The organism is Streptomyces sp. NPDC001070 (assembly GCF_053598835.1).
Genome location: NZ_JBSFLB010000028.1, coordinates 63,956 through 84,842, shown reverse-complemented (window position 1 = coordinate 84,842; position 20,887 = coordinate 63,956). Strand labels below are relative to the sequence as shown.

Sequence of the window (20,887 nt, the reverse complement as noted above, 5' to 3'; positions counted from 1 at the left end):
TTGTGCGTGGGGCGTCCGTGCGGCGCGGCTACTTGCCGCGGGCGCCGCGGAAGCGGGCGAGTCCTTCGTCGAGGTCGAGGAGCGGGGCGGGGTAGTCCAGGGCCGCCCGTTCGTCCTCGGGGAGCAGCCAGGGGCGGTGCACCGCGGCGCCTCCGACCTCCGCCAGTTCCGGTACCCAGCGGCGCACGTAGGCACCGTCCGGGTCGAAACGGCGGGCCTGCACCAGGGGGTTGAGCACCCGGTTCGGGCGGGTGTCGGTCCCGGTGCCGGCCACCCACTGCCAGTTCAGCTGGTTGTTGGCGATGTCGCCGTCCACCAGCAGTTCCAGGAAGTGCGCGGCGCCGATCCGCCAGTCCACGTACAGCGTCTTGGTCAGGAAGCTCGCGGCCAGCAGCCGCGCCCGGTTGTGCATCCAGCCCTCGTGCCGCAACTGGCGCATCGCCGCGTCGATCACCGGATAGCCGGTGCGGCCCTCCCGCCACGCGGCGGCCTCCGGGCCGTCGCCCCGCCAGTGGTCGCCGCGCGGCCGCAGGTCGCGGACGGCGGCGTCGGGACGGGCGGCGAGCACCTGGTGGTGGAACTCGCGCCAGGCGACCTGGCGCACGAAGGCCTCCGCGCCGGGGCCGCCGGCGCCGCGGGCGTGCCGGACGAGTTCGGTGGCCGACAGGCAGCCGAAGTGCAGGTACGGCGACAGGCGCGAGGTGGCGTCGCCCGCCAGGTCGTCGTGGCGGTCCTGGTAAGCGGCGAGCCCGGACGCCCGCCAGGCCCGCCAGCGCTCGCGGGCCTCGGTCTCCCCGCCCTCGGGCAGTCCGGGGGAGGTGCCCTTCGGCGTCTTCGGCAGGGGCCGGGACGCCACCTCGTCCGGGACGCGGATCACCCGCGGGGCGCCCAGCGGGTCGCGCAGCTCCGCGGTCTCCCAGCGGCGGAAGTACGGCGTGAACACCTCGAAGCGGTCCTTGCCCGCCGGGGCCACCGCGCCCGCCGGCACCGCGGTCAGCACGGCGTCGTGCACCCGGACCCCGCGGCCCGCCGCGGCCAGCGCCTCGCGCAGCCGCTCCTCGCGCCGCGCGGCGTACCGGCTCACCCCAGCGGCGAGGTGCACCTCCCCGGCGCCGGTCTCCTCCGCGACCCGGCACGTCTCACGGACCACGTCCCCGCGGCGCAGCACCAGCCTCCCGCCGCGCTCCCGCAGCCGCGTGTCAAGATCGGCCAGGCAGCCGGCGAGGAACGCAGCCCGGTTCGGGGCGGCGAAGCCGGCGGCCTCGATGGCCTCGTCCAGCACGAAGAGGGGGACGACCCGGTCGGCGGAGGCGAGGGCGGCGCGCAGCACGGGGTTGTCGTGCAGCCGCAGATCCGCGGTGAACAGGCAGATCGACGTCGTCGTCACGTCCGGTGCACTCCTCCTCGTCTTGCCGGCACCCGCGGGCGGACTCCCCCGCGAGCCTATGGCGCCGCTCACCGCCCCGGAGGGAGGCGCCCCGTCGCGGGACCCGGCCGGGCCCCGCGACGGCCGGGTCCGCGGGGCCGCCCCCGGACGTGACGAGAGCAGGCCCCGCGCTGCTACGCCGGGAACTCCATCAGGGCCAGCGGTTCGGAGGTCGGCTGCGGGGAGCCGCCCGCCGGTTCGACGGTGATGCCCATGCCGGAGGCGCCGTCCACCGCGCCCCGCAGCAGGACGGCCTGCGTCGTGTCACCGCCGGAGGCCTTCGGCATCAGCCCCGCCGAGCGCATCGTGCCACCGTCGGCGTACCAGAGCTGGTAGATCTGGCTCCCGCTCAGCGCGGGCATGCCATGGGCGAAGAAGACCGCGCGGTCCTGGCTGCGGGAGACGACGACGGTGCCGCTGGCGCCGCCCGAGAGCTTCGCGGAGGTCGTGACGGCGTCGGGCGCCGCCAGGACCCGCGAGATCTGCTCCGCCTGGGCCTGGGTCTGCCGGTTCTCCTGGCGCAGGTCGCCGAGTTGCTGCTGCTGCCAGACCGCGACTCCGCCCAGCGCCGCCGCCGCGGCGAGGCAGGCCGCGAGGACGAAGCGCCCGCGGCGCCGTGCGGGCTGCCGGACGCGGCGGCGCATCGCGCGGGCGGTGGCGCGCGGCTGCTCGGCCAGCGACGGCGGCTCCTGACGTACGTTGGCGATGAGCCGCATGACGTCGTCCTTCATGCGGGGCGGGGCGGGCTCGGCCGCGGCGAGGCCGAGGCGGGCGGCGGTCGCGGCCAGTTCGCGCACTTCCAGCGCGCAGGCCTCGCACTCCGCGAGGTGGCGTTCGAACTCCGCGCGCTCGTGGCGCGTCAGCGCGTCGACGGCGTAGGCCCCGGTGAGGGTGTGCAGTTCGGCCTCGGTGCTCACGCGGTCACCCCCAGGCAGTCGCGCAGCCGGATCAGGCCGTCCCTGAGCCTGGTCTTGACGGTGCCCAGCGGCAGCGACAGCAGTTCGGCGACCTCCCGGTACGTCAGCCCCCGGTAGTAGGCGAGCGTCACCGACTGGTGCTGCACCTCGGTGAGGGTGCGCATGCAGCGCCGCACCTGTTCGGCCTCCAGCCGGGCCTCGACCTGCTCGGTGACGTCGTCGTAGGCGGGGGTGCGCTCCAGCAGCGCCGCCTTGTGCTCGCGGTCCGCGGCCGCGTTGGCGGACCGCACGCGGTCCACGGCCCTCCGGTGGGCCAGGGTCATCACCCAGGTCATCGCGCTGCCCTTCTCCGGCCGGAAGCGGGCGGCGGTGCGCCACACCTCCACCAGCACCTCCTGCGTCACCTCCTCCGACTGGGCGGGATCCCTGAGCACGCCGCGCACCAGCCCGAGCACCGGTCCGCTCACGGCGTCGTACAGCCGGGCGAAGGCCTCCTGGTCGCCGCGCGCGACGGCGAGCAGCAGCTCCGAGAGGTCCGGCCCCTGCCGTGCGGGCCTGCCGAACCGCAGCGGTTCCCTCACCACACCTCCAGCTTTCGATTCCGTGTGTCGCGGACAAGTCTCGCGTCCGGTATTCGGCGCCGCGAGCGGTTCGGATTGGTACGTCGTACCGTGGCAGTCATGTCCGACACCACCTCAGCAGCAGTCCTGGGCACCGGGATCATGGGTGCCGCGATGGCCCGCAACCTCGTCAAGGCCGGCCTCGACGTCCGCGTGTGGAACCGTACGAAGGAGAAGGCCCAGCCGCTCAGCAAGGACGGCGCACGCGTCGCCGAAACCCCCGCGGAGGCGGTGGACGGCGCCGACGTGGTGCTGACAATCCTGCACGACGGCGACGCCGCCCTGGAAGCCATGCGGCAGGCGGCGCCGGCGTTGCGGCCCGGCGTGGTCTGGGCGCAGTCCACCACCGCCGGTGTGGGCGCCCTCGGCGCGTTCGCGGACTTCGCGCGCGAGCACGGGATCGTCTTCCTCGACGCGCCCGTGCTGGGCACCAGGCAGCCTGCGGAGAGCGGGCAGCTCCTGGTGCTGGCCGCCGGGCCGAAGGAGGCCCGGCAGGCCGTGGCGCCGGTCTTCGACGCCATCGGCAGCCGCACCGTGTGGGTCGGCGAGGATGCCGCCGAGGGCGCGGCCAGCCGGCTGAAGCTGGTGATCAACAGCTGGGTGCTGACCGTCACCCACGGCGCGGCCGAGGCCCTCGCGCTCGCGAAGGGGCTTGGCGTGGACGCCGACGAGTTCCTCAAGGCGGTGTCCGGCGGCGGCCTCGACATGGGCTACCTGCAGGCCAAGGCGAAGGCGATCCTCGGCGGCGACTTCACCCCCAGCTTCGCCGTGAACACCGCGGAGAAGGACGCCCGGCTGATCGTGGAGGCGGGGGAGTCCGTGGGGGTCAGGCTCGACGTGGCCGCGGCGGGCGCCGAGCGCTTCCGCCGTGCGGCCGAGCTCGGGCACGGCGCGGAGGACATGGCGGCCTCGTACTTCGCGAGCTTCGAGAAGTAGTTCACCCGATGTGCGGGAAGAGGCTGGTGAAGGACGCCGCCGTCTGGGCGGCGTCCCGGCCGAAGGGCGCGTCCAGGTCCCAGATGAGGAAGAGCAGGAAGGCGATCAGGGCGCTGTAGAGGCCGGCGAGGACCAGCTCCCGCCGGGAGCGCCTGATCTGCAGGCCGAAGATCAGCCCCACCGCGACGAGGGCGCCGGCGACCAGGCCGAACCAGACCACGCCCGGCATGGTCGGCCCGGCGTTCTCGCCGCGCGCGCTCCGCGCGTCGTCGGCGGCCGCGACCTGGTCGACGACCGGCTGGTAGGCCTGGTTGGCGAGCGGGGTGCGAGGTTCGAAGCCGGCGGCGTCGCGGCGCAGCTTGTCCAGCAGATCGGAGCCGCGCTGGGTGTTCTCGCCGTGCTCCAGCATGTACGGCAACTCGGTGTGGGCGACGTAGGAGACGTAGGAGTCGACGTCGCCGCGCACCTGGTCGCGGACGGCGGCCGGGTAGACCTGGACCCGCTGCCGAACCTCGTGCAGGGCCTGGGTCTCGCGGTGCAGCGCGTCCTCGGCGCCGCCGCGCGCCTCCCACACGCCGGCGATGGCGAGCCCGAGGACGATGGCGTACACCACGCCGATCATCATCGTCATGTACTCGATGACATCGGGGGTTTCCGAGGGGTCGTCGTCCTCGCCGATACGGCGGTGGTTGATGAGCACGATGGTCAGCACTACCGAGCAGGCCGCGGCCATCGCGATCGCCAGGACGAGCCAGTCCGACATGAATCACCTCCGTGAACGAGCGTGGGAGCGGGGCTTGAGCGCGGCGGCGGACAGGACCGCGGGCGCGGTGAGCAGCAGCATGAGCTGGACGATGCCCGGCCCCTCGGGCGGGGGCGGCGGGCTCGCCTTGCGATAGGCGACCGGCGGGAGTTCCGCGCGATGTGTCGGGGTGGGGGTCGGCGTGGGTGTCGGGGTCGGGGTCGGGGTCGGGGTGGGCGCGGGGGCCGGCGCGCGTCGTACGGGGCGGGCGGGGGTCGGCGCGGGCGCCCCGCACGGGTGCCGCCAGGACACCGAGGCCCCCGAACCGCCGCTGCCCGTCGCGGCGTTCACCGTCGCCCCGTACGCCGGGCAGTGCCGCCGCCGCACGGTCGCGGACGAGCCGCCGGCGCCGGTGCGCGCCTCCACGCTGCCGCCGCCGTGCGTGACCCGGGCCCTGGACCCCCCGTTGCCGGTCTCCGCCCGGACGGCGCCGCCCCCCACCTCGACCCGTACGGTGCCGTCCGGCAGGAACCGGATCACGGGCGGGCCCGGCGGCGCCGGTGGATCGTGCGCGTACGCCGTCGCCCCGGCCGCCCCCGGCCCCAGCACCACCAGCGCCGCGGCCGCCGTGAGGCCGGCCCCCCTCAGCCAGATGCTCATGGACAAGATGCTGCGCGGCGCCACGGGCGCCCATCCGGGGGACCCGGCCAATCCCCTCGAAGGGCTGATTCCTCAGCTCAGGACGCGCCGCAGCGCACGCCGGGCGCGGTCGGGGGCGGTCCGGTCGCCGAAGAGCTGGACGGAGTGGTTGAGGGCGAAGTAGATCCCGTTCAGCTCGAAGACCAGCTGGTCGGGGTCGGTGTCGGCGGGCAGTTCCCCGAGCTCCACGGCGGCCCGGATGTCGCGGGTCAGCCGGCGCCGCCACACGGTGTAGAGCCGCGCGACCGCGTCCCTGACCGGCCCCTCGCGGCCGTCGAACTCCACGGCGGAGGCGGTGAACAGGCAGCCGCCGGGGAAGGCCTCCCGCTCGCGGTCCAGATAGGTCACCCACGCCTCGCAGATCGCGGTCAGCCGGGTCAGCCCGGGCGGGGCGCCCGCGGCGGGCACCCACACGGCCCGGGTGAAGATCTCCGAGGCCCGCCGCAGGGCGGCGATCTGCAGGGCCTCCTTGGTACCGAAGTGGCCCAGCAGCCCGGACTTGCTGATCCCGAGGTCGGTCGCGAGCCGGCCGATCGTGAGGCCCTCCAGGCCCTCCACGGAGGCGACCGCGACGCTGCGCTCGATGATCCGCTCGCGGGTGTGACGTGCCTCGGCGGCGGACTTGCGTGGGCTCATGCGGCCATCGTAACCATCCCTCCCCATTTAGAGTCCGACCGATCGGTCGCTATAGTTCGGACCATGACTGCATCCCGCATCGCCGCCCTGGGTCACCACCAGCCGCAACGCGTCCTCACCAACGACGACTTGGCCGCCATGGTCGACACCAGCGACGCCTGGATCCGGCAGCGCACCGGTATCGCGACCCGGCACATCGCCGACGAGGACGAGACGGTCGCCGACATGGCGAGCGCCGCCGCCGGCAAGGCCCTCGCCGCGGCGGGCCTGGACCCCGCCGACATCGACCTGGTCGTCGTGGCCACCTCCAGCGCCGTCGACCGCTGCCCGAGCACCGCGGCCCAGGTCGCGGCCCGGCTCGGCATGACGGCCCCCGCCTCCTACGACCTCAACAACGCCTGTGCGGGCTTCACCACCGCGCTCGCCGCCGCCGACCACTCCGTACGTGCCGGAGCCGCCCGGCACGCCCTGGTCATCGGCGCGGAGAAGATGTCCGACCTCACCGACTGGACCGACCGCAGCACCTGCGTCCTGCTCGGCGACGGTGCCGGAGCGGCCGTCGTCAGCGCCGTCGCCGACGACCCCGGGGCCCACCCCGGCATCGGCCCGGTCGTGTGGGGCTCGGACCCCACCCGCGCCGACGCCGTACGGCTGGCCGGCGCCTGGCAGCCCCGCTTCGCCCAGGACGGCCAGGCGGTCTTCCGCTGGGCCACCACGACCCTCGCCCCGATCGCCGAGGAGGCCTGCGCACGCGCCGGAGTCGCCGTCTCCGATCTCGGCGGCATCGTGACGCACCAGGCCAATCTGCGGATCATCGAGGCCGTTGTGCGGCAACTGGGTGCCCCGCAGGCGGTGGTGGCCCGTGACGTCGTCGACTCCGGCAACACCTCCGCCGCCTCCGTGCCGCTCGCCTTCTCCAAGCTCGTCGAGCGCGGCGAGCTCACCCCCGGCGCCCCCGTGCTGCTGCTGGGCTTCGGCGGCGGGCTGTCGTGGGCCGGACAGGTCGTCGGCTGTCCCTGACCCGGGGAACGGCCGAGGGCCGGTCGCCGCTCGCGCGGCTGACCGGCCCTCAGGGGTGCGGTACGGCTCAGGCCTTGAGGGCCAGGACGACGTTGTGGCCGCCGAAGCCGAAGGAGTTGTTGATGGCCACGATCGGGCCGTCCGGCAGCTTCCGCGCCTCGGTGGAGACCAGACCGGGGTCGATCTCGTCGTCCAGGTCCGTGATGTTGATCGTCGGCGGGGCGATCCGGTGGTGCAGGGCGAGGACGGTGGCGACCGTCTCGATGCCGCCCGCGCCGCCGAGCAGGTGACCGGTCATCGACTTGGTGGCGGAGATGGCCACGTGGTCGAGGTGGTCGCCGAGCACCTTGCGGAGCGCCTTGACCTCGGCGACGTCACCCTGCGGGGTGGACGTCGCGTGCGCGTTGAGGTGCGCGATCTGCGCCAGGTCCAGGCCGGTCGCGGCGATCAGCTGCTCCAGCGCGGCGGCGATGCCGCGGCCGGTGGGCTCCGGCTGCGCGATGTGGTGGGCGTCGGCCGACAGGCCCTGGCCCAGCACCTCGGCGTAGACCCGGGCACCGCGCTTGGCGGCGTGCTCGGCCGACTCCAGGACGACGACACCCGCGCCCTCGCCGAGGACGAAGCCGTCGCGGCCCTTGTCGTACGGGCGGGAGGCGCCCTGCGGGTCGTCGTTGTTCTTCGACATCGCCATCATGTTGGCGAAGGCCGCGATCGGCAGCGGGTGGATGGCCGCCTCGGTGCCGCCGGCGATGACCACGTCGGCACGGCCGGAGCGGATCATCTCGTACGCGTAGCCGACGGCCTCGGCACCGGAGGCGCAGGCGCTGACCGGGGTGTGCACACCGGCGCGGGCGTTGACCTCCAGGCCGACGTTGGCCGACGGGCTGTTGGGCATCAGCATCGGCACGGTGTGCGGGGACACCTTGCGCGGGCCGGACGTCTTGAGGTTGTCGTACTGGTCGAGCAGCGTGGTGACGCCGCCGATACCGGAGGCGATGACCGCGCCCAGGCGGTCGGGGTCGACCGAGCTGTCCTCGCCGGCCTTGGCGGTGAAGCCGGCATCGGCCCAGGCCTCACGGGTGGCGATCAGCGCGAACTGCGCCGAACGGTCCAGCTTGCGGGCGACCGGGCGGGGCAGGATCTCCAGCGGGTCCACGGCGATCTGCGCGGCGATGCGCACCGACAGCTCGGCGGCCCAGTCCTGCTCCAGGGGGGTGACGCCGGAACGCCCGGCGGTCAACCCCTCCCAGGTCGACGCGCTGTCCCCGCCCAGCGGAGTGGTTGCGCCGATACCGGTGACGACCACGGTGTGATTGGTCGGGCTCACAGGGATTGTCTCTCCACGTCTAGAAGGGCGGGCGACAGACACGTCGTCCAGGGGTGGCGCAGGCTCAGGCCTGGGCCTTGAGGATGTAGTCGACGGCGTCGCCGACGGTCTTGAGCTGCTTGACGTCGTCGTCCGGGATCTTGACCTCGAAGCGCTCCTCGGCGGCGACGACGACCTCGACCATGGACAGCGAGTCGACGTCCAGGTCGTCGGTGAAGGACTTGTCCAGCTGGACGTCCTCGGTCGGGATGCCGGCGATCTCGTTCACGATCTCGGCGAGACCCTCGACGATCTCTTCCTGGGTGGCCATGGCGGCGCTCTCCTTCTTCGTGCTGGTTACTACGGGCTGCGGCGGGCGGGAGTGCGCGCCGCGTGGGTGTTGCCTAGGGGAGGGTAACGACCGTGGCGGCGTAGACGAGCCCCGCCCCGAAACCGATGATCAGGGCCGTGTCGCCGCTCTTCGCCTGTCCGGTGGCGAGCAGGCGCTCCATCGCGAGCGGGATCGACGCGGCGGAGGTGTTGCCGGTGGTCTCGATGTCGCGGGCGACCGCGACGTGCTCCGGTAGCTTGAGCGCCTTGATCATCGAGTCGATGATCCGCATGTTGGCCTGGTGCGGGATGAAGACGTCCAGGTCGTCCGCGGTGATCCCGGCGGCGTCCAGCGCCTCCTGGGCCACCTTGGCCATCTCGAACACCGCCCAGCGGAAGACCGTCTGGCCCTCCTGGGTGATCGCCGGGAACTTCAGCTCGCCGTTCTCGTCCACCGGCAGCTGCGCGACGTCGCCCACACGGAAGCGGTCCCAGGCCACGGTCTGGGTGATGGTGCCGGCCTTGTCGCCCTCCGAGCCCCAGACGGTCGGGCCGATCTCCGGCTCGTCGGCCGGGCCGATGATGACCGCGCCGGCACCGTCGCCGAAGAGGAAGGCGGTGGCACGGTCGGACTTGTCGGTCAGGTCGCTCAGCCGCTCGACACCGATCACCAGGACGTGCTTGGCGCTGCCCTCGGTGACCATGCCCTTGGCGAGGGTCACGGCGTAGGTGAAGCCCGCGCAGCCCGCCGAGATGTCGAAGGCGGCCGGCTTGCCCGCGCCGATCCGGTGCGCGATCTCGGTCGCGACGGCCGGGGTCTGCTTGAAGTGGGAGACGGTGGCGACGATGACACCGCCGATGTCCTCGGCCGAGATCCCCGCGTCGGCGATGGCCTTGCCCGCCGCGATGACCGACATCTCGGCGACCGTCTCGTCCGGGCCGGCCCAGTGCCGGGAGGCGATGCCGGAGCGGGAGCGGATCCACTCGTCGCTGGAGTCGATGGTCTCCAGGATCACCTCGTTGGGCACCACCCGGGTCGGCCGGTAGCCGCCGACGCCCATGATGCGCGCGTACGGGGAGCCCTTGCTGGGCTTGATCTTCGCCATGTCTGCGGGGACTCCTATTCCTGGGGGCCGTGCTCGGCCACGATCGCGCGGGCGGCGTCGAGGTCGTCCGGGGTCTTCAGGGCCAGGGTCGCGACACCGGGCAGCGCGCGCTTGGCCAGGCCCACCAGAGTGCCACCCGGCACCAGCTCGATGATCGCAGTGACGCCGAGCTCCTTGAAGGTCTCCATGCACAGGTCCCAGCGCACCGGGTTGGACACCTGCGAGACCAGACGGGTGACGATCTCGGCGCCGGAGGCGACGACGGCGCCGTCGGTGTTGGACACGTACGGCAGCGCCGGGTCGGAGACCGCCAGCGTCTGCGCCAGCTCGTCCAGCACGGCCACGGCCGGGGCCATGTGGTGGGTGTGGAACGCGCCCGCCACCTTCAGCGGGATGACCCTGGCCTTCTCCGGCTTGTCCGCGGTCAGTTCCGCGAGCTGCTTCGCCGTGCCGGCCGCCACGATCTGCCCGGCGCCGTTGATGTTCGCCGGGGTGAGGCCGAGCGTCTCCAGGTGCGCGACGACCGCGTCCGGGTCGCCGCCGAGCACCGCCGACATCCCGGTCTCGGTGATGGCCGCGGCCTGTGCCATCGCCGTGCTGCGGGTGCGGACGAAGGTCATCGCCGCCTCGGCGCTCAGCACGCCGCCGACGGCCGCCGCCGTGATCTCGCCGACGCTGTGACCGGCCACGGCGCCCAGCGCGGAACGCGCGGCGGCCGGGTCGCCGAACAGCTGCTCCGCCGCGACCAGGCCGGCCGCGACCAGCAGGGGCTGGGCGACGGCGGTGTCGCGGATCTCCTCCGCCTCCGCCTTGGTGCCGAAGTGGGCGAGGTCGAGCCCGGCGGTCGAGGACAGACCGGCGAGGCGGTCGGCGACACCGGGAATGTCGAGCCAGGGGTTCAGGAAGCCGGGGGCCTGGGCACCCTGGCCGGGAGCGACGAGTACGAGCACGCTTTCAACTCTCTCTTGAGCGGGGTGATCCCCGCCCGTGGGGACAGGGACCAAGAACCGACGGGCGATTTGTTGGTGTCCCACAAAGGCCCTGAGTGTATCTACGGTGTCTGCCCGGACGCGGAGAGCCGGCCCAGGATGAGCGCGATACGGAGGGTGAATGCGGAGCGTACGTCCGATGGCGACCAGCCGGTGACGTCCGTCACACGTCGGAGCCGGTAGCGAACGGTGTTGGGGTGAACGAACAACATCCGGGCGGCCCCTTCCAGCGACGAGGCCTGTTCGAGGTAGACGGACAGAGTCTCAAGCAGTGCCGAACCAGCTTCCTCCAGCGGCCTGTAGATCTCCTCCACCAGCTGGTCGCGGGCGTGTCGGTCGCCCGCCATCGCCCGCTCCGGCAGCAGGTCGTCGGCGAGCACCGGACGCGGCGCGTCCGGCCAGGCCGCGCACGCCCGCAGCCCCGCGGCCGCCGCCTGCGCGGACTTCGACGCGGACAGCAGATCGCCCACCACCGGCCCGGCCACGACCGGTCCCGCGGCGAACGGCCCGATCAGGGCCTTGGCCACCCGCAGCGGATCGTCGTCGCCGCCCGCCACCACGATCAGCCGGTCGCCCAGCACGCCGGTGAGCACCTGCAGCTTGGCGTGCCGCGATGCCCGCCTGATCGCCTCGACGGTCAGTTCGCTGTCCCCGTTGGGTGCCGTGCCCAGCACCACCGCGATCTTGTCGGGGGAGTTCCAGCCGAGCGCCGCCGCCCGCGACAGCACGCCCTCGTCCGCCTCCCCGGACAGCACCGCGTTGACGACCAGCGACTCCAGCCGCGCGTCCCAGGCGCCGCGCGCCTCGGCGGCCTGGGCGTAGACCTGGGCCGTCGCGAAGGCGATCTCCCGCGCGTACACCAGCAGCGCCTCGCGCAGCACCGACTCGTCGCCCGGGGCCGCGACCTCGTCGATCGCCGCCTCCATGACCTCGATGGTGGTGCGCACCATCTCCACCGTCTGGCGCAGCGAGATCGCCCGGGTCAGCTCGCGCGGCGCGGTGCCGAAGACATCGGTGCTGATCGCCTGCGGGGTCTCCGGGTGGCGGAACCACTCGGTGAAGGCCGCGATGCCCGCCTGGGCCACCAGCCCGATCCAGGACCGGTTCTCCGGCGGCATGGCGCGGTACCAGGGCAGCTGCCCGTCCATCCGCGCGATCGCGGCCGCCGCCAGACGCCCCGAGGACTTCTCCAGCCTCCTCAGGGTGGCGGAGTGGGGGTGGTCGCGGGCGGGGTCGAATGCGTTCAGCGCGGGTTCTGGCACGGTACAAGCCTGCCTTATCCGGGCGGATGCATGGCACGGACCCCTCTGCTCCGCGCGCCCGTGGGTCAGATACGCCCTCCCGACGCGGAGTCGGCGGACAGCCGCTGGGCGAGGTAGATCGGGATCACCGAGAGGATGATGAGGACGGCCGCCACGACGTTGACCACGGGTGCCTGCTGCGGCCGGGCCATGTTGCTGAAGATCCACACGGGGAGGGTCTGGACGCCCGGTCCGGCGGTGAAGGTGGTGACGACGATCTCGTCGAAGGAGAGGGCGAAGGCGAGCAGCCCGCCGGCCAGCAGAGCCGAGCGCATCAGCGGGAAGGTGATGTCGCGGAAGACCTGGAAGGTGTCGGCCCCCAGGTCCATCGCCGCCTCCTCGTAGGAGCCGGAGGTGCGCCGCAGCCGGGCCAGGACGTTGTTGAAGACCACCACGATGCAGAACGTGGCGTGGCCCACGACGATCGTGAACAGGCCCAGCCCGACACCCAGCGGCTCCAGCACCGTGCGGAAGGCGGTGTTGAGCGCGATGCCCGTGACGATGCCGGGCAGCGCGATCGGCAGCACCACCACGAAGGACAGCGCCTCCCGCCCGAAGAAGCGGTGGCGGGAGACCGCGAAGGCGATCAGGGTGCCCAGCACCAGCGAGACCGCCGTCGCGCCGAGGCCCGCCTTCACCGAGGTCCACAGTGCGGAGCGGGCGCCGTCGCTGTGCCAGGCGTCGGCCCACCAGTGCAGGGTCACGCCCGAGGGGGGCCAGCCGAAACCGCGGTCGGCGTTGAAGGAGTTGAGCAGGACGAGCAGCAGCGGCACGTAGATCACCGCGAAGCCGAGCGCGGCCGCGACGCGCAGCGCGATGCGGGCGGGGCGGGAGAGTTGCATGCGTACAGCCCTCACAGACTCTGGAGCGCGCCGGTGCGCCGCATGGCCAGCAGGTAGACGACGATGATCGCGACCGGCACGGTGCCCAGCGCGGCGGCGAGCGGCAGGTCGAGGGTGATGTTGGAGTAGACGACGTTGCCGATCAGCTGGGTCTTGCCGCCGACGATCTGGACGGCGATGTAGTCGCCGAGGCTCAGCGAGAAGGTGAAGACCGAGCCGGCCGCGACCGAGGGCAGCACCATCGGCAGAACCACGGACCTGAAGGTGCGCCAGGTCCGGGCCCCCAGGTCGGCGGAGGCGTCCAGCAGGCTCGCCGGCAGCTGCTCCAGTCCCGCGTGGATCGGCAGGATCATGTACGGCAGCCACAGGTACGCCAGCACCATGACCGCCGCGGGCAGGCCGTAGCCGGGGCCGCTGAGGCCGAGCGGCTTCAGCGCCCAGTCCAGCGGCCCGCCCTCGGAGAGCATGATCCGCCAGGCGTACGCCTTGACCAGGTAGCTGGCCCACAGCGGGGTGAGCACGGCGACGACCAGCAGGTGCCGGTACCTCGGGGCGGCCACCCGGGCGGTGTAGAAGGCGATCGGGAACGCGATGACGATGTCGATGACCGTCACCGCGACCGCGACGCCGAGGCTGCGCAGGGCGACGTCCCGGTAGACGCCCGTGGTGAGGACGGTGCGGAAGTTGTCCGTGTTCCAGACCTTGACCACATCGGAGGTGAAGGTGTCGGTCGTCCAGAACGCGGAGAGGAAGAGCGCGGCGAGTGAGCCCAGATAGGCCAGCACCAGCCACAGCAGCGGGGCGGACAGCAGCAGCGACAGCCGCAGCCGCGGGCGGCGGTGCAGGGAGCCTGCCAGCCGCCGCCCGAGGGTGTTCTTCGTGGTGGTCGTGGTCGTCACGGACGGTTCAGCCCTTGATCCCGGTCCAGGCCTGGACCCACTTGGCGTAGGGCACGCACTTCACGTCCGTGCGGCCGTCGAGGCACTGCTGGATCGGGGTGTTCCAGAAGTGGACCTGCTTCCAGTACGGCTCGTCTGCGGCGTGGAAGACGGTGCAGTGGTTCTTGTCGGCGGTCAGGGCGCAGGACTTCTCGTTCGCCGGGGCCTCGCCGAACCACTCGGCGACCTGGGCGTTCACCTTGGGGGAGACGATCCAGTCCAGCCACTTGTAGGCGCAGTTGGGGTGCTTGGCCTTGGCGGAGATCATCCAGGTGTCGGACCAGCCGGTGGCGCCCTCGCTCGGCAGGACCGCCTCGACCGGGGCCTTCTCGGCCTTTGCGAGGTTGGCGATGACCTGCCAGCTGGTGCCGATGACGGAGTCGCCGCTCTTGAACGCGGAGATCTCCTTCAGGTAGTCGCTCCAGTACTCGCCGACATCGGCGTTCTGCCCCTTCAGCAGCGCGACGGAGGCGTCGAACTGCTTCTGGTCCAGCGCGTAGGGGTCCTTGATGCCCAGCTCCGGCTTGGTCTTCATCAGGTAGAGCGCGGCGTCCGCGATGTAGATGGCGGAGTCGTACGCGGTGACATGGCCCTTGTACGCGGAGGCCTTGTCGAAGACCGCCGACCAGGAGGTGGGGGCGGGGGAGACCTTGTCGGTGCGGTACATCAGCAGGTTGGCCCCGCGGCCGTGCGGGATGCCGTATGCGACCCCGTTCACCGAGTTCCACTTCTGCAGCTTGAGGCTGGCGAAGACGTCCTTGTAGTTGGGGACCAGGTCGGTGTTGACCGGGGCCGCGTCGCCCGAGGCGATCAGCCGCAGCGAGGCGTCGCCGGAGGCCGAGACGGCGTCGTACTGACCGGTCTTCATCAGGCTGACCATCTCGTCCGAGGTGCCGGCCACCTTGGTGTTGACCTGGCAGCCGGTCTCCTTCTCGAACGGGGTGACCCAGTCGACGGACTTGTCGTTCGAGCCGTCCTCGGCGTAGCCGGCCCAGGCGATCAGGTTGACCGCGCCCTCGGTCTTGCCCAGGGTCTTCTGCGCGCTCAGCTTCGGCGGGGTGAAGGTGCCTCCGCCGCCGCCCTTGTCGGAGGACGACCCGCCGCAGGCGGTGGCCAGGGCCAGGACGGTGCAGGCTGCGAGGGTACGGGTCAGACGCACGTGGACTCCGTTTCCGGGTGGGCGGACTGGACGGTGACGTTGTGTCGGCGGTGCCACTGGAGGCGCACGGATGCTCCCCGGTAGGCGGCGACGTCCGCCGAGGAGGTCTCCTGGTTCTGCTGGAGGGCGGTGAGCCGGCCGCCCTCGTCGAGGTCGACCAGGAAGCGGGTGGTGTCGCCGAGGTAGATGACCTCCGCGACGGTGCCGGAGACGGTGCGCAACTCGCCGTCCGCGCTGTCCGCGGTGTCCGTCGGCTCCCCGGGGCCGAGCAGGCGGATCTTCTCCGGCCGGACGCTGTAGGTCCCGGTGTCGTCGGTGAGCAGGTTGGACGTGCCGACGAACCCGGCGACGAACGGCGTGGCCGGCCGCTCGTACACCTCGGCGGGGGTGCCGACCTGCTCGATCCGGCCGCCGTTGAAGACCGCGATCCGGTCGCTGAGGGTCAGCGCCTCCTCCTGGTCGTGGGTGACGAAGACGAAGGTGATGCCGACCTCGCGCTGGATCGCCTTCAGCTCGACCTGCATCTGCTCGCGCAGCTTGAGGTCGAGGGCCCCCAGCGGCTCGTCCAGCAGCAGCACCTTCGGCCGGTTGACCAGGGCCCGGGCGAGTGCGACGCGCTGCCGCTGGCCGCCGGACAGCTGTGACGGGCGGCGCCGGCCGTGCTCCTCCAGCCGGACCGAGGCCAGTGCCGCGCGGGCGCGCTCGGTTCGCTCGGCCCTGGGGACCTTGCGGATCTTCAGCCCGTACGCGACGTTCTGCTCGACCGTCATGTGCGGGAAGAGCGCGTAGTCCTGGAAGACGGTGTTGACGTCCCGCTCGAAGGGGGCGAGCCGGGTGACGTCCCGGCCGGTCAGTTCGACCGTGCCGGCGGACGGGGCCTCGAAGCCCGCGATCATCCGCAGCACCGTGGTCTTGCCGGAACCGGAGGGGCCCAGCATCGAGAAGAACTCGCCGTCAGCGATCTCCAGGTCGACCCCGGCGACCGCGTGCACCTGGCCGAAGGACTTGCGCAGGCCCCGCAGGCGTATGGCGGGGGTCCCGGTGTCCGTCTCCTTGGCCGTTCCCTCCATCGGTGGGGAACCTTTCTCTTCGCTGGGGCGTTGACCTAAAACCTATGAAGCTATATTTCAGAGGACAAGGCCTGGCTGGGGTAAAACTTTCCCCAAGTGAGAAGGTGTGCGGGTGAGCAAACTTTCGAATGGTGCGCTGCACGCCGTCTTCGCGCCGGTCGGCAGCCTCGCCCGTGTCGACGCGGTCGTACGACGCCTCGCGGACGCCATCGAACTGGGCCTGCTGGCCGACGGCGAGCAGCTCCCGGGCGAGACCGAGCTCGCCACCCGGCTCGGCGTCTCCACCGTGACCCTGCGCGAGGCGCTCATGGCCCTGCGCCAGCAGGGGCTGGTCACCACCCGTCGCGGCCGCGGCGGCGGCAGCTTCGTCACCGCCCCCGACCGGCCGCGCACCGCGCGCCTCGGTCATCGGCTGGCCGACTGGAGCACCGAGGAACTGCGCGACCTGGCCGACCACTGGGCCGCCGTCGCCGGCGGCGCCGCCCGGCTGGCCGCCGAGCGCACCGAACCGGACGACCTCGCTCCGCTGGAGCGCTCCCTGGAGGAGTTCGAGGCCGCCGCCGACCTCGCCGCCCGCGGCCGCGTCTACGGCCGGATGCACGTGGAGCTCGCCGCGGCCGCCCAGTCGGCCCGTCTCACCAAGGAAGAGATCCGTATCCAGGCGGAGATCGGAGCGCTAATCTGTCTCGCACTCGGGGAGGACGACGCCCGCGCGGCGGTCGTCGGGCTGCACCGCGCGCTGATCCGCGCCGTGCGCGACGGCGACGCGGAGCTGGCCAGGTCCCTGGCCGAACGGCGGGTGCAGGACGCGATGGAGCGCCTGATCGGACTGCGTCTGTCCGTCGCCGGCTGACCCGGGCGTCCGCACCTCCCGCCCTCCCGCACCGGAGGCAGCCGCCGTGGCCGTCAGCTCAACCGCCCTCGTCGACGACATCGTCGCCGACGTCGTGGACCGGGTCCGCGGCACCCTGGAGGACGTCTTCGCCGCCGTCGCCCAGGTGGCCGAGCGCACCACCGCCATCGCCGCCGTGCGCGCCGCCGGCCGGGCCCCGACCACCGCGGACCTCGCCGCATTGCGGCCGCTGCTGCACGACCGGCTGCTGAGCCGGCGCGACCTGATCTCCGGCATCGGCTTCATCGCCGAACCCGGGCTGCTCGGCGACGTACCGGCCTGGCTGGAGTGGTGGCAGAACCACGGGGACGGCGGGGTGCGGCCGCTGCTGCTCGACCTCGACCCCGGCACCTCGGCCTACTCCGACTACACCCACTGGGACTGGTTCGCCCTGCCCCGCGCCACCGGCGAGCGCGCCGTGGCAGGGCCGTACGTGGACTACCTGTGCTCCGACGAGTACAGCCTCACCCTGTCGGTGCCGGTCCAGCACGGCGGGCGCTTCCTCGGCGTCGCCGCCGCCGACGTGTACCTGCGGCACTTCGAGGCCGCCGTGCTGCCGCTGCTGCGCCGGCTGCCCGCGCCGGCCGCCCTGGTCAACGCCCGCGGCCGGGTCGCCGCCTCCACCGACCCCCGGCACCTGGCCGGCTCGCTCCTGCGGAGCGTCAGCGGCCGGCCCTGCGGACCGATCCCGCTGACGCTCGTCACGGCTCTCCCCGGACAGTCCCCCGGCGCGTAGTTCCGCGCCGCACACGCCGGGAAAGCCCGCGGCGCGGTTCCGGGCGCGGCTCGGCGGTCAGAGCTCCGCCAGCACCGCGTCCGTGAGCGCCGGCCACAACGGCAGCGCCCACTCGCCGAAGTCACGGTCCGTCAGCACCACGCAGGCGGCATGGGCGTCCGGGTCGACCCACAGGAAGGTGCCGGACTGGCCGAAGTGCCCGAAGGTGCGCGGGGAGGACGACACCCCCGTCCAGTGCGGGGACTTGTGGTCCCGGATCTCGAAGCCCAGGCCCCAGTCGTTGGGGTTCTGGCCGCCGTAGCCGGGAAGTACGCCCTTGAGCCCGGGGAAGGTCACCGAGGTCGCCCCGGCGACCGTCTCCGGGGTCAGCAGCCGCGGCGCCTGCAGTTCGGCGGCGAAGCGCACCAGGTCGTCGACGGTGGAGATCGCGCCCGCGCCCGCCGAGCCCGGGCAGTCGGTGGCGTGCATCCCGAGCGGCTCCAGCACCGCCTGCCGCAGGTACTCGGCGAAGGGGATCTCGGTCGCCTTGGTGATGTGGTCGGCCAGCACCTCGAAGCCCGCGTTGGAGTAGATCCGCCGCGTGCCGGGGGCGGCCATCACCCGGTGCTCGTCGAAGGCGAGCCCGGAGGTGTGGGCGAGCAGATGCCGTACGGTCGAGCCCTCGGGCCCGGCCGGCTCGTCCAGCTCGACCGCGCCCTCCTCGATCGCGACCAGCGCCGCGTAGGCGGACAGCGGCTTGGTCACCGACGCCAGCCGGAAGCGCCGCCCGGTCTCGCCGTACCTTCCCGCGACCGTGCCGTCACGGCGGACGACCGCCGCCGCGGCCGTCGGGACAGGCCAGTTCTCGATCGCGCTCAGGCTGCTCAGGCTCCGCATGCCGTGAGCCTAACGAATGGCCTTGCTTGGAGTGCACTCCAGGGTTTTAGCGTGGAACCCATGACCGTGACGCAGGTGGCCAAGAGCAAGCCCGGCAGCGTACGCAGCTGCTCCGACGAGGCACGGCACCCCCTCCCGGACGGCCGGGACCGTTACACGATCAGCGAGGTGGCGGCCTTCACCGGCCTGAGCGCGCACACGCTGCGCTGGTACGAGCGGATCGGGCTGATGCCCCACGTCGACCGCTCCCACACCGGGCAGCGCCGCTTCGCCAACCGCGATCTCGACTGGCTGGCCTTCGTCGGCAAGCTGCGGCTGACCGGGATGCCGGTCGCGGACATGGTCCGCTACGCCGAGCTGGTGCGGCTGGGCGAGCACACCTTCGCCGAGCGCCAGGAGCTGCTGGAATCGACCCGGCGCGACGTGCGGCGGCGGATCACCGAGCTGCAGGACACCCTCGCGGTCCTCGACCACAAGATCGACACCTACGCTGACGCCCGCCGGGCGTCCGAGAGGGCATGAACCGCATGAGCGACAACAACGAGCAGATCGCCGAGGTCACGCTCGGCACCGGCGGCCCGCTGGTCGGTGTGCAGGGCCTGGGCTGCATGGGCATGAGCGAGTTCTACGGGCCCACCGACGAGGCCGCGGCCCGCGCCACGCTCGACACCGCCCTGGACCTCGGGGTCACGCTCTTCGACACCGCCGACGTGTACGGCATGGGGGCCAACGAGGAGTTCCTGGCTCCCTTCGTACGGGCCCACCGGGACGGGATCACCCTCGCCACCAAGTTCGCCATCGAGCGCAAGGCCGACGACCCGCGGTACCGCGCCGTGCGGAACGACCCCGCCTACATACGGCAGGCCGTCGACGCCAGCCTGCGCCGCCTCGGCGTGGACGTCATCGACCTGTACTACATGCACCGCCGGGACCCCGCCGTGCCGCTGGCCGAGTCCATCGGCGCCATGGCCGAGCTGGTGCGGGCGGGCAAGGTCAAGTACCTGGGTCTGTCCGAGGTGACCGGCGCCGAGCTGCGCGAGGCGCACTCCGTGCACCCGATCACGGCCGTGCAGTCCGAGTGGTCGCTGTTCAGCCGGGACGTGGAGATCTCGCTGACCGGCGCCGCCGCCGAGCTGGGCGTGGCCGTCGTGCCGTACTCCCCGCTCGGCCGTGGCTTCCTGACCGGCTCCTTCCAGGACGCCTCCCAGCTGTCGGCGGACGACTTCCGCCGGTACCAGCCCCGCTTCACCGGAGAGAACGCCAAGCGCAACGCCGATCTGCTGGAGCCGGTCCGCAAGGCCGCCAAGGCGCACGGCGCCACACCCGGCCAGGTCGCCCTCGCCTGGGTCCAGCAGCGGGCGCAGGTCCACGGGCTGACCGTCGTGCCGATCCCCGGCACCCGCAAGGCGGAGCGCGTACGGGAGAACACCGCCGCCACCCGGATCGTCCTCGACGAGACCGAGCTGGGATGGCTGGAACCGGTCGCCGGGCAGGTCGCCGGTGACCGCTACCCGGACATGTCGTCCACGTCGGCGGCGCGCGAGTAGCCGTCCCGGTCCAGGGCGGGCCGCCTCCGCGCGGCCCGCTGGATCGCCGCCAGCACCGCCGCGGCCAGCGGCAGCGACTCGTGGACGAGGCCGTAACCCAGGCCGAACACCACGGTCGCCGGGTCGTCGTCGGGGTTGCCGGGGCGGCGGCCCTCGCCGTCCCGCGGCACCAGCCGCAGATGGCCGCCGATCATCTCGGGGGAGCGCCAGTCGACCCCGGACAGCGCGGTGACCGGGAAGTGCTGGTCACCGGCCTTCCACTTGGCCGTCGAGGCGCCCGTCCAGAACCAGCGGAAGGACACCGTCTCGCCGTCGAAGGACGCCTTGCCGTCGTACGCCTTGAAGGACAGGGGCGCGGACGGCACGTCCACGAGGTGGCGCTGGGCCGGCTCCCCGTCGGCGCCGTGGTGCGTCCCGATGGCGGACAGCAGCTCCCCGGCGCAGTGCTCGGCGAGTGGTTCGCGCTCGGCGGGCAGCACCAGCCGGTAGGGGTCGGCGGTGTCCTTGAGCTGGCCCTTCGCCGCCTCCATCAGCGGATCGGCCCCCGGCCTCGGGATGGCGCGCAGCACGACCGTCCCGCGCCGCCAGGGGGCCAGCTCGACGCCCGTGAGGGCCTCGTACGGGACACGCCGCTGGCCGAGGGTCTGCAGCAGCTTCGAATTGCGCATGCCTCGCTCGTAACGGATGAGCACCGCATCGGCATCGAACTCCCATACGGCGTTGGATCCGGCCAATACGTCACCCATACGGGTCATCGTAGGCCGCCCGGCCGTTTCGGGAACCGGCCGGGAAAGGCCGG

At 72.7% G+C, this 20,887-nt stretch carries 23 protein-coding genes; 6 read left to right on the top strand and 17 right to left on the bottom strand.

Annotated features, from left to right (window positions below; all coding sequences use genetic code 11):
* Nucleotides 1–28: 28 nt before the first annotated feature.
* The 3 genes from ACWDAS_RS30260 to ACWDAS_RS30250 form a co-directional block, all read right to left on the bottom strand.
* Complete coding sequence (locus ACWDAS_RS30260) at nt 29–1,387, bottom strand: cryptochrome/photolyase family protein (RefSeq protein ID WP_450397401.1); 1,359 nt, start codon at nt 1,385–1,387, stop codon at nt 29–31.
* A gap of 173 nt (nt 1,388–1,560) precedes the next feature.
* A complete protein-coding gene (locus ACWDAS_RS30255) occupies nt 1,561–2,343 on the bottom strand; it encodes an anti-sigma factor (RefSeq protein ID WP_450397398.1) in 783 nt (260 codons plus the stop codon).
* On the bottom strand, nt 2,340–2,924 hold the full coding sequence (locus tag ACWDAS_RS30250) for a sigma-70 family RNA polymerase sigma factor (RefSeq protein ID WP_450397395.1): 585 nt from the start codon (nt 2,922–2,924) through the stop codon (nt 2,340–2,342). The genes ACWDAS_RS30255 and ACWDAS_RS30250 overlap by 4 nt, the downstream gene beginning before the upstream one ends.
* A gap of 99 nt (nt 2,925–3,023) precedes the next feature.
* Between ACWDAS_RS30250 and ACWDAS_RS30245 the strand changes: the two genes are divergently transcribed.
* Entirely contained in the window at nt 3,024–3,899 is an 876-nt protein-coding gene (locus ACWDAS_RS30245; protein WP_450397392.1) for an NAD(P)-dependent oxidoreductase, read from the top strand.
* Between the two features lies 1 nt (nt 3,900).
* On the opposite strand, the gene ACWDAS_RS30240 is transcribed toward ACWDAS_RS30245, so the two are convergent.
* The 3 genes from ACWDAS_RS30240 to ACWDAS_RS30230 all read right to left on the bottom strand — a co-directional run bounded on the left by ACWDAS_RS30240 (nt 3,901) and on the right by ACWDAS_RS30230 (nt 5,976).
* Nucleotides 3,901–4,662 (bottom strand): bestrophin-like domain, encoded by a 762-nt coding sequence (locus tag ACWDAS_RS30240; RefSeq protein WP_450397390.1) that lies wholly within the window; start codon nt 4,660–4,662, stop codon nt 3,901–3,903.
* 3 nt (nt 4,663–4,665) lie between these two features.
* Entirely contained in the window at nt 4,666–5,301 is a 636-nt protein-coding gene (locus tag ACWDAS_RS30235; RefSeq protein WP_450397388.1) for a hypothetical protein, read from the bottom strand.
* A 72-nt stretch (nt 5,302–5,373) separates the two neighbouring features.
* The gene (locus ACWDAS_RS30230; protein WP_450397386.1) at nt 5,374–5,976 is read right to left on the bottom strand and encodes a TetR/AcrR family transcriptional regulator; all 603 of its coding nucleotides are present in this window, start codon (nt 5,974–5,976) and stop codon (nt 5,374–5,376) included.
* A gap of 63 nt (nt 5,977–6,039) precedes the next feature.
* Here ACWDAS_RS30230 and ACWDAS_RS30225 point away from each other — a divergent pair, with 63 nt between their 5' ends.
* Nucleotides 6,040–6,996: a beta-ketoacyl-ACP synthase III gene (locus tag ACWDAS_RS30225; RefSeq protein ID WP_450397383.1), complete on the top strand. Its 957-nt coding sequence runs from the start codon at nt 6,040–6,042 to the stop codon at nt 6,994–6,996.
* Between the two features lie 67 nt (nt 6,997–7,063).
* Here ACWDAS_RS30225 and fabF read toward each other — a convergent pair whose 3' ends face one another.
* From fabF to ACWDAS_RS30180, 9 genes are all read right to left on the bottom strand, one after another.
* On the bottom strand, nt 7,064–8,323 hold the full coding sequence (fabF, locus tag ACWDAS_RS30220) for a beta-ketoacyl-ACP synthase II (RefSeq protein ID WP_450397380.1): 1,260 nt from the start codon (nt 8,321–8,323) through the stop codon (nt 7,064–7,066).
* A gap of 64 nt (nt 8,324–8,387) precedes the next feature.
* Nucleotides 8,388–8,633 (bottom strand): acyl carrier protein, encoded by a 246-nt coding sequence (locus ACWDAS_RS30215; RefSeq protein ID WP_018556746.1) that lies wholly within the window; start codon nt 8,631–8,633, stop codon nt 8,388–8,390.
* 73 nt (nt 8,634–8,706) lie between these two features.
* Nucleotides 8,707–9,738, bottom strand: coding sequence for a beta-ketoacyl-ACP synthase 3 (locus tag ACWDAS_RS30210; protein ID WP_450397376.1), 1,032 nt, complete (start codon nt 9,736–9,738; stop codon nt 8,707–8,709).
* 14 nt (nt 9,739–9,752) lie between these two features.
* The gene (locus ACWDAS_RS30205; protein ID WP_450397373.1) at nt 9,753–10,688 is read right to left on the bottom strand and encodes an ACP S-malonyltransferase; all 936 of its coding nucleotides are present in this window, start codon (nt 10,686–10,688) and stop codon (nt 9,753–9,755) included.
* A 101-nt stretch (nt 10,689–10,789) separates the two neighbouring features.
* The gene (locus tag ACWDAS_RS30200) at nt 10,790–11,989 is read right to left on the bottom strand and encodes a PucR family transcriptional regulator (RefSeq protein ID WP_450397370.1); all 1,200 of its coding nucleotides are present in this window, start codon (nt 11,987–11,989) and stop codon (nt 10,790–10,792) included.
* A gap of 65 nt (nt 11,990–12,054) precedes the next feature.
* Complete coding sequence (locus ACWDAS_RS30195; RefSeq protein ID WP_450397367.1) at nt 12,055–12,870, bottom strand: ABC transporter permease; 816 nt, start codon at nt 12,868–12,870, stop codon at nt 12,055–12,057.
* 11 nt (nt 12,871–12,881) lie between these two features.
* Nucleotides 12,882–13,769 carry an ABC transporter permease gene (locus tag ACWDAS_RS30190; protein ID WP_450397365.1) on the bottom strand — a complete coding sequence of 296 codons (888 nt, stop codon included), beginning with the start codon at nt 13,767–13,769 and terminating at the stop codon, nt 12,882–12,884.
* Nucleotides 13,770–13,776: 7 nt separating this feature from the next.
* Nucleotides 13,777–14,967, bottom strand: coding sequence for an ABC transporter substrate-binding protein (locus ACWDAS_RS30185; RefSeq protein ID WP_450397362.1), 1,191 nt, complete (start codon nt 14,965–14,967; stop codon nt 13,777–13,779).
* The gene (locus ACWDAS_RS30180; RefSeq protein WP_450397360.1) at nt 14,958–16,037 is read right to left on the bottom strand and encodes an ABC transporter ATP-binding protein; all 1,080 of its coding nucleotides are present in this window, start codon (nt 16,035–16,037) and stop codon (nt 14,958–14,960) included. The genes ACWDAS_RS30185 and ACWDAS_RS30180 overlap by 10 nt, the downstream gene beginning before the upstream one ends.
* Before the next feature lie 106 nt (nt 16,038–16,143).
* Here ACWDAS_RS30180 and ACWDAS_RS30175 point away from each other — a divergent pair, with 106 nt between their 5' ends.
* Nucleotides 16,144–16,890 (top strand): FadR/GntR family transcriptional regulator, encoded by a 747-nt coding sequence (locus ACWDAS_RS30175; protein WP_450397357.1) that lies wholly within the window; start codon nt 16,144–16,146, stop codon nt 16,888–16,890.
* 46 nt (nt 16,891–16,936) lie between these two features.
* Nucleotides 16,937–17,665 carry a cache domain-containing protein gene (locus tag ACWDAS_RS30170; RefSeq protein WP_450397354.1) on the top strand — a complete coding sequence of 243 codons (729 nt, stop codon included), beginning with the start codon at nt 16,937–16,939 and terminating at the stop codon, nt 17,663–17,665.
* A 57-nt stretch (nt 17,666–17,722) separates the two neighbouring features.
* On the opposite strand, the gene ACWDAS_RS30165 is transcribed toward ACWDAS_RS30170, so the two are convergent.
* Entirely contained in the window at nt 17,723–18,532 is an 810-nt protein-coding gene (locus ACWDAS_RS30165) for a serine hydrolase domain-containing protein (protein ID WP_450397477.1), read from the bottom strand.
* Nucleotides 18,533–18,601: 69 nt separating this feature from the next.
* Here ACWDAS_RS30165 and ACWDAS_RS30160 point away from each other — a divergent pair, with 69 nt between their 5' ends.
* The gene (locus ACWDAS_RS30160) at nt 18,602–19,063 is read left to right on the top strand and encodes a MerR family transcriptional regulator (protein WP_450397352.1); all 462 of its coding nucleotides are present in this window, start codon (nt 18,602–18,604) and stop codon (nt 19,061–19,063) included.
* Nucleotides 19,064–19,068: 5 nt separating this feature from the next.
* A complete protein-coding gene (locus ACWDAS_RS30155; protein WP_450397350.1) occupies nt 19,069–20,088 on the top strand; it encodes an aldo/keto reductase in 1,020 nt (339 codons plus the stop codon).
* On the opposite strand, the gene ACWDAS_RS30150 is transcribed toward ACWDAS_RS30155, so the two are convergent.
* The gene (locus tag ACWDAS_RS30150) at nt 20,049–20,834 is read right to left on the bottom strand and encodes a DUF4429 domain-containing protein (protein WP_450397347.1); all 786 of its coding nucleotides are present in this window, start codon (nt 20,832–20,834) and stop codon (nt 20,049–20,051) included. The genes ACWDAS_RS30155 and ACWDAS_RS30150 overlap by 40 nt on opposite strands.
* Nucleotides 20,835–20,887: the final 53 nt, after the last annotated feature.

Bases quoted from the DNA above. Each gene is read 5' to 3' on its own strand.
- ACWDAS_RS30245 (WP_450397392.1), top strand. From the start codon at position 3,024: ATGTCCGACACCACCTCAGCAGCAGTCCTGGGCACCGGGATCATGGGT.
- ACWDAS_RS30240 (WP_450397390.1), bottom strand. From the start codon at position 4,662: ATGTCGGACTGGCTCGTCCTGGCGATCGCGATGGCCGCGGCCTGCTCG.
- ACWDAS_RS30235 (WP_450397388.1), bottom strand. From the start codon at position 5,301: ATGAGCATCTGGCTGAGGGGGGCCGGCCTCACGGCGGCCGCGGCGCTG.
- ACWDAS_RS30230 (WP_450397386.1), bottom strand. From the start codon at position 5,976: ATGAGCCCACGCAAGTCCGCCGCCGAGGCACGTCACACCCGCGAGCGG.
- ACWDAS_RS30225 (WP_450397383.1), top strand. From the start codon at position 6,040: ATGACTGCATCCCGCATCGCCGCCCTGGGTCACCACCAGCCGCAACGC.
- ACWDAS_RS30215 (WP_018556746.1), bottom strand. From the start codon at position 8,633: ATGGCCACCCAGGAAGAGATCGTCGAGGGTCTCGCCGAGATCGTGAAC.
- ACWDAS_RS30210 (WP_450397376.1), bottom strand. From the start codon at position 9,738: ATGGCGAAGATCAAGCCCAGCAAGGGCTCCCCGTACGCGCGCATCATG.
- ACWDAS_RS30195 (WP_450397367.1), bottom strand. From the start codon at position 12,870: ATGCAACTCTCCCGCCCCGCCCGCATCGCGCTGCGCGTCGCGGCCGCG.
- ACWDAS_RS30180 (WP_450397360.1), bottom strand. From the start codon at position 16,037: ATGGAGGGAACGGCCAAGGAGACGGACACCGGGACCCCCGCCATACGC.
- ACWDAS_RS30160 (WP_450397352.1), top strand. From the start codon at position 18,602: ATGACCGTGACGCAGGTGGCCAAGAGCAAGCCCGGCAGCGTACGCAGC.
- ACWDAS_RS30155 (WP_450397350.1), top strand. From the start codon at position 19,069: ATGAGCGACAACAACGAGCAGATCGCCGAGGTCACGCTCGGCACCGGC.
- ACWDAS_RS30150 (WP_450397347.1), bottom strand. From the start codon at position 20,834: ATGGGTGACGTATTGGCCGGATCCAACGCCGTATGGGAGTTCGATGCC.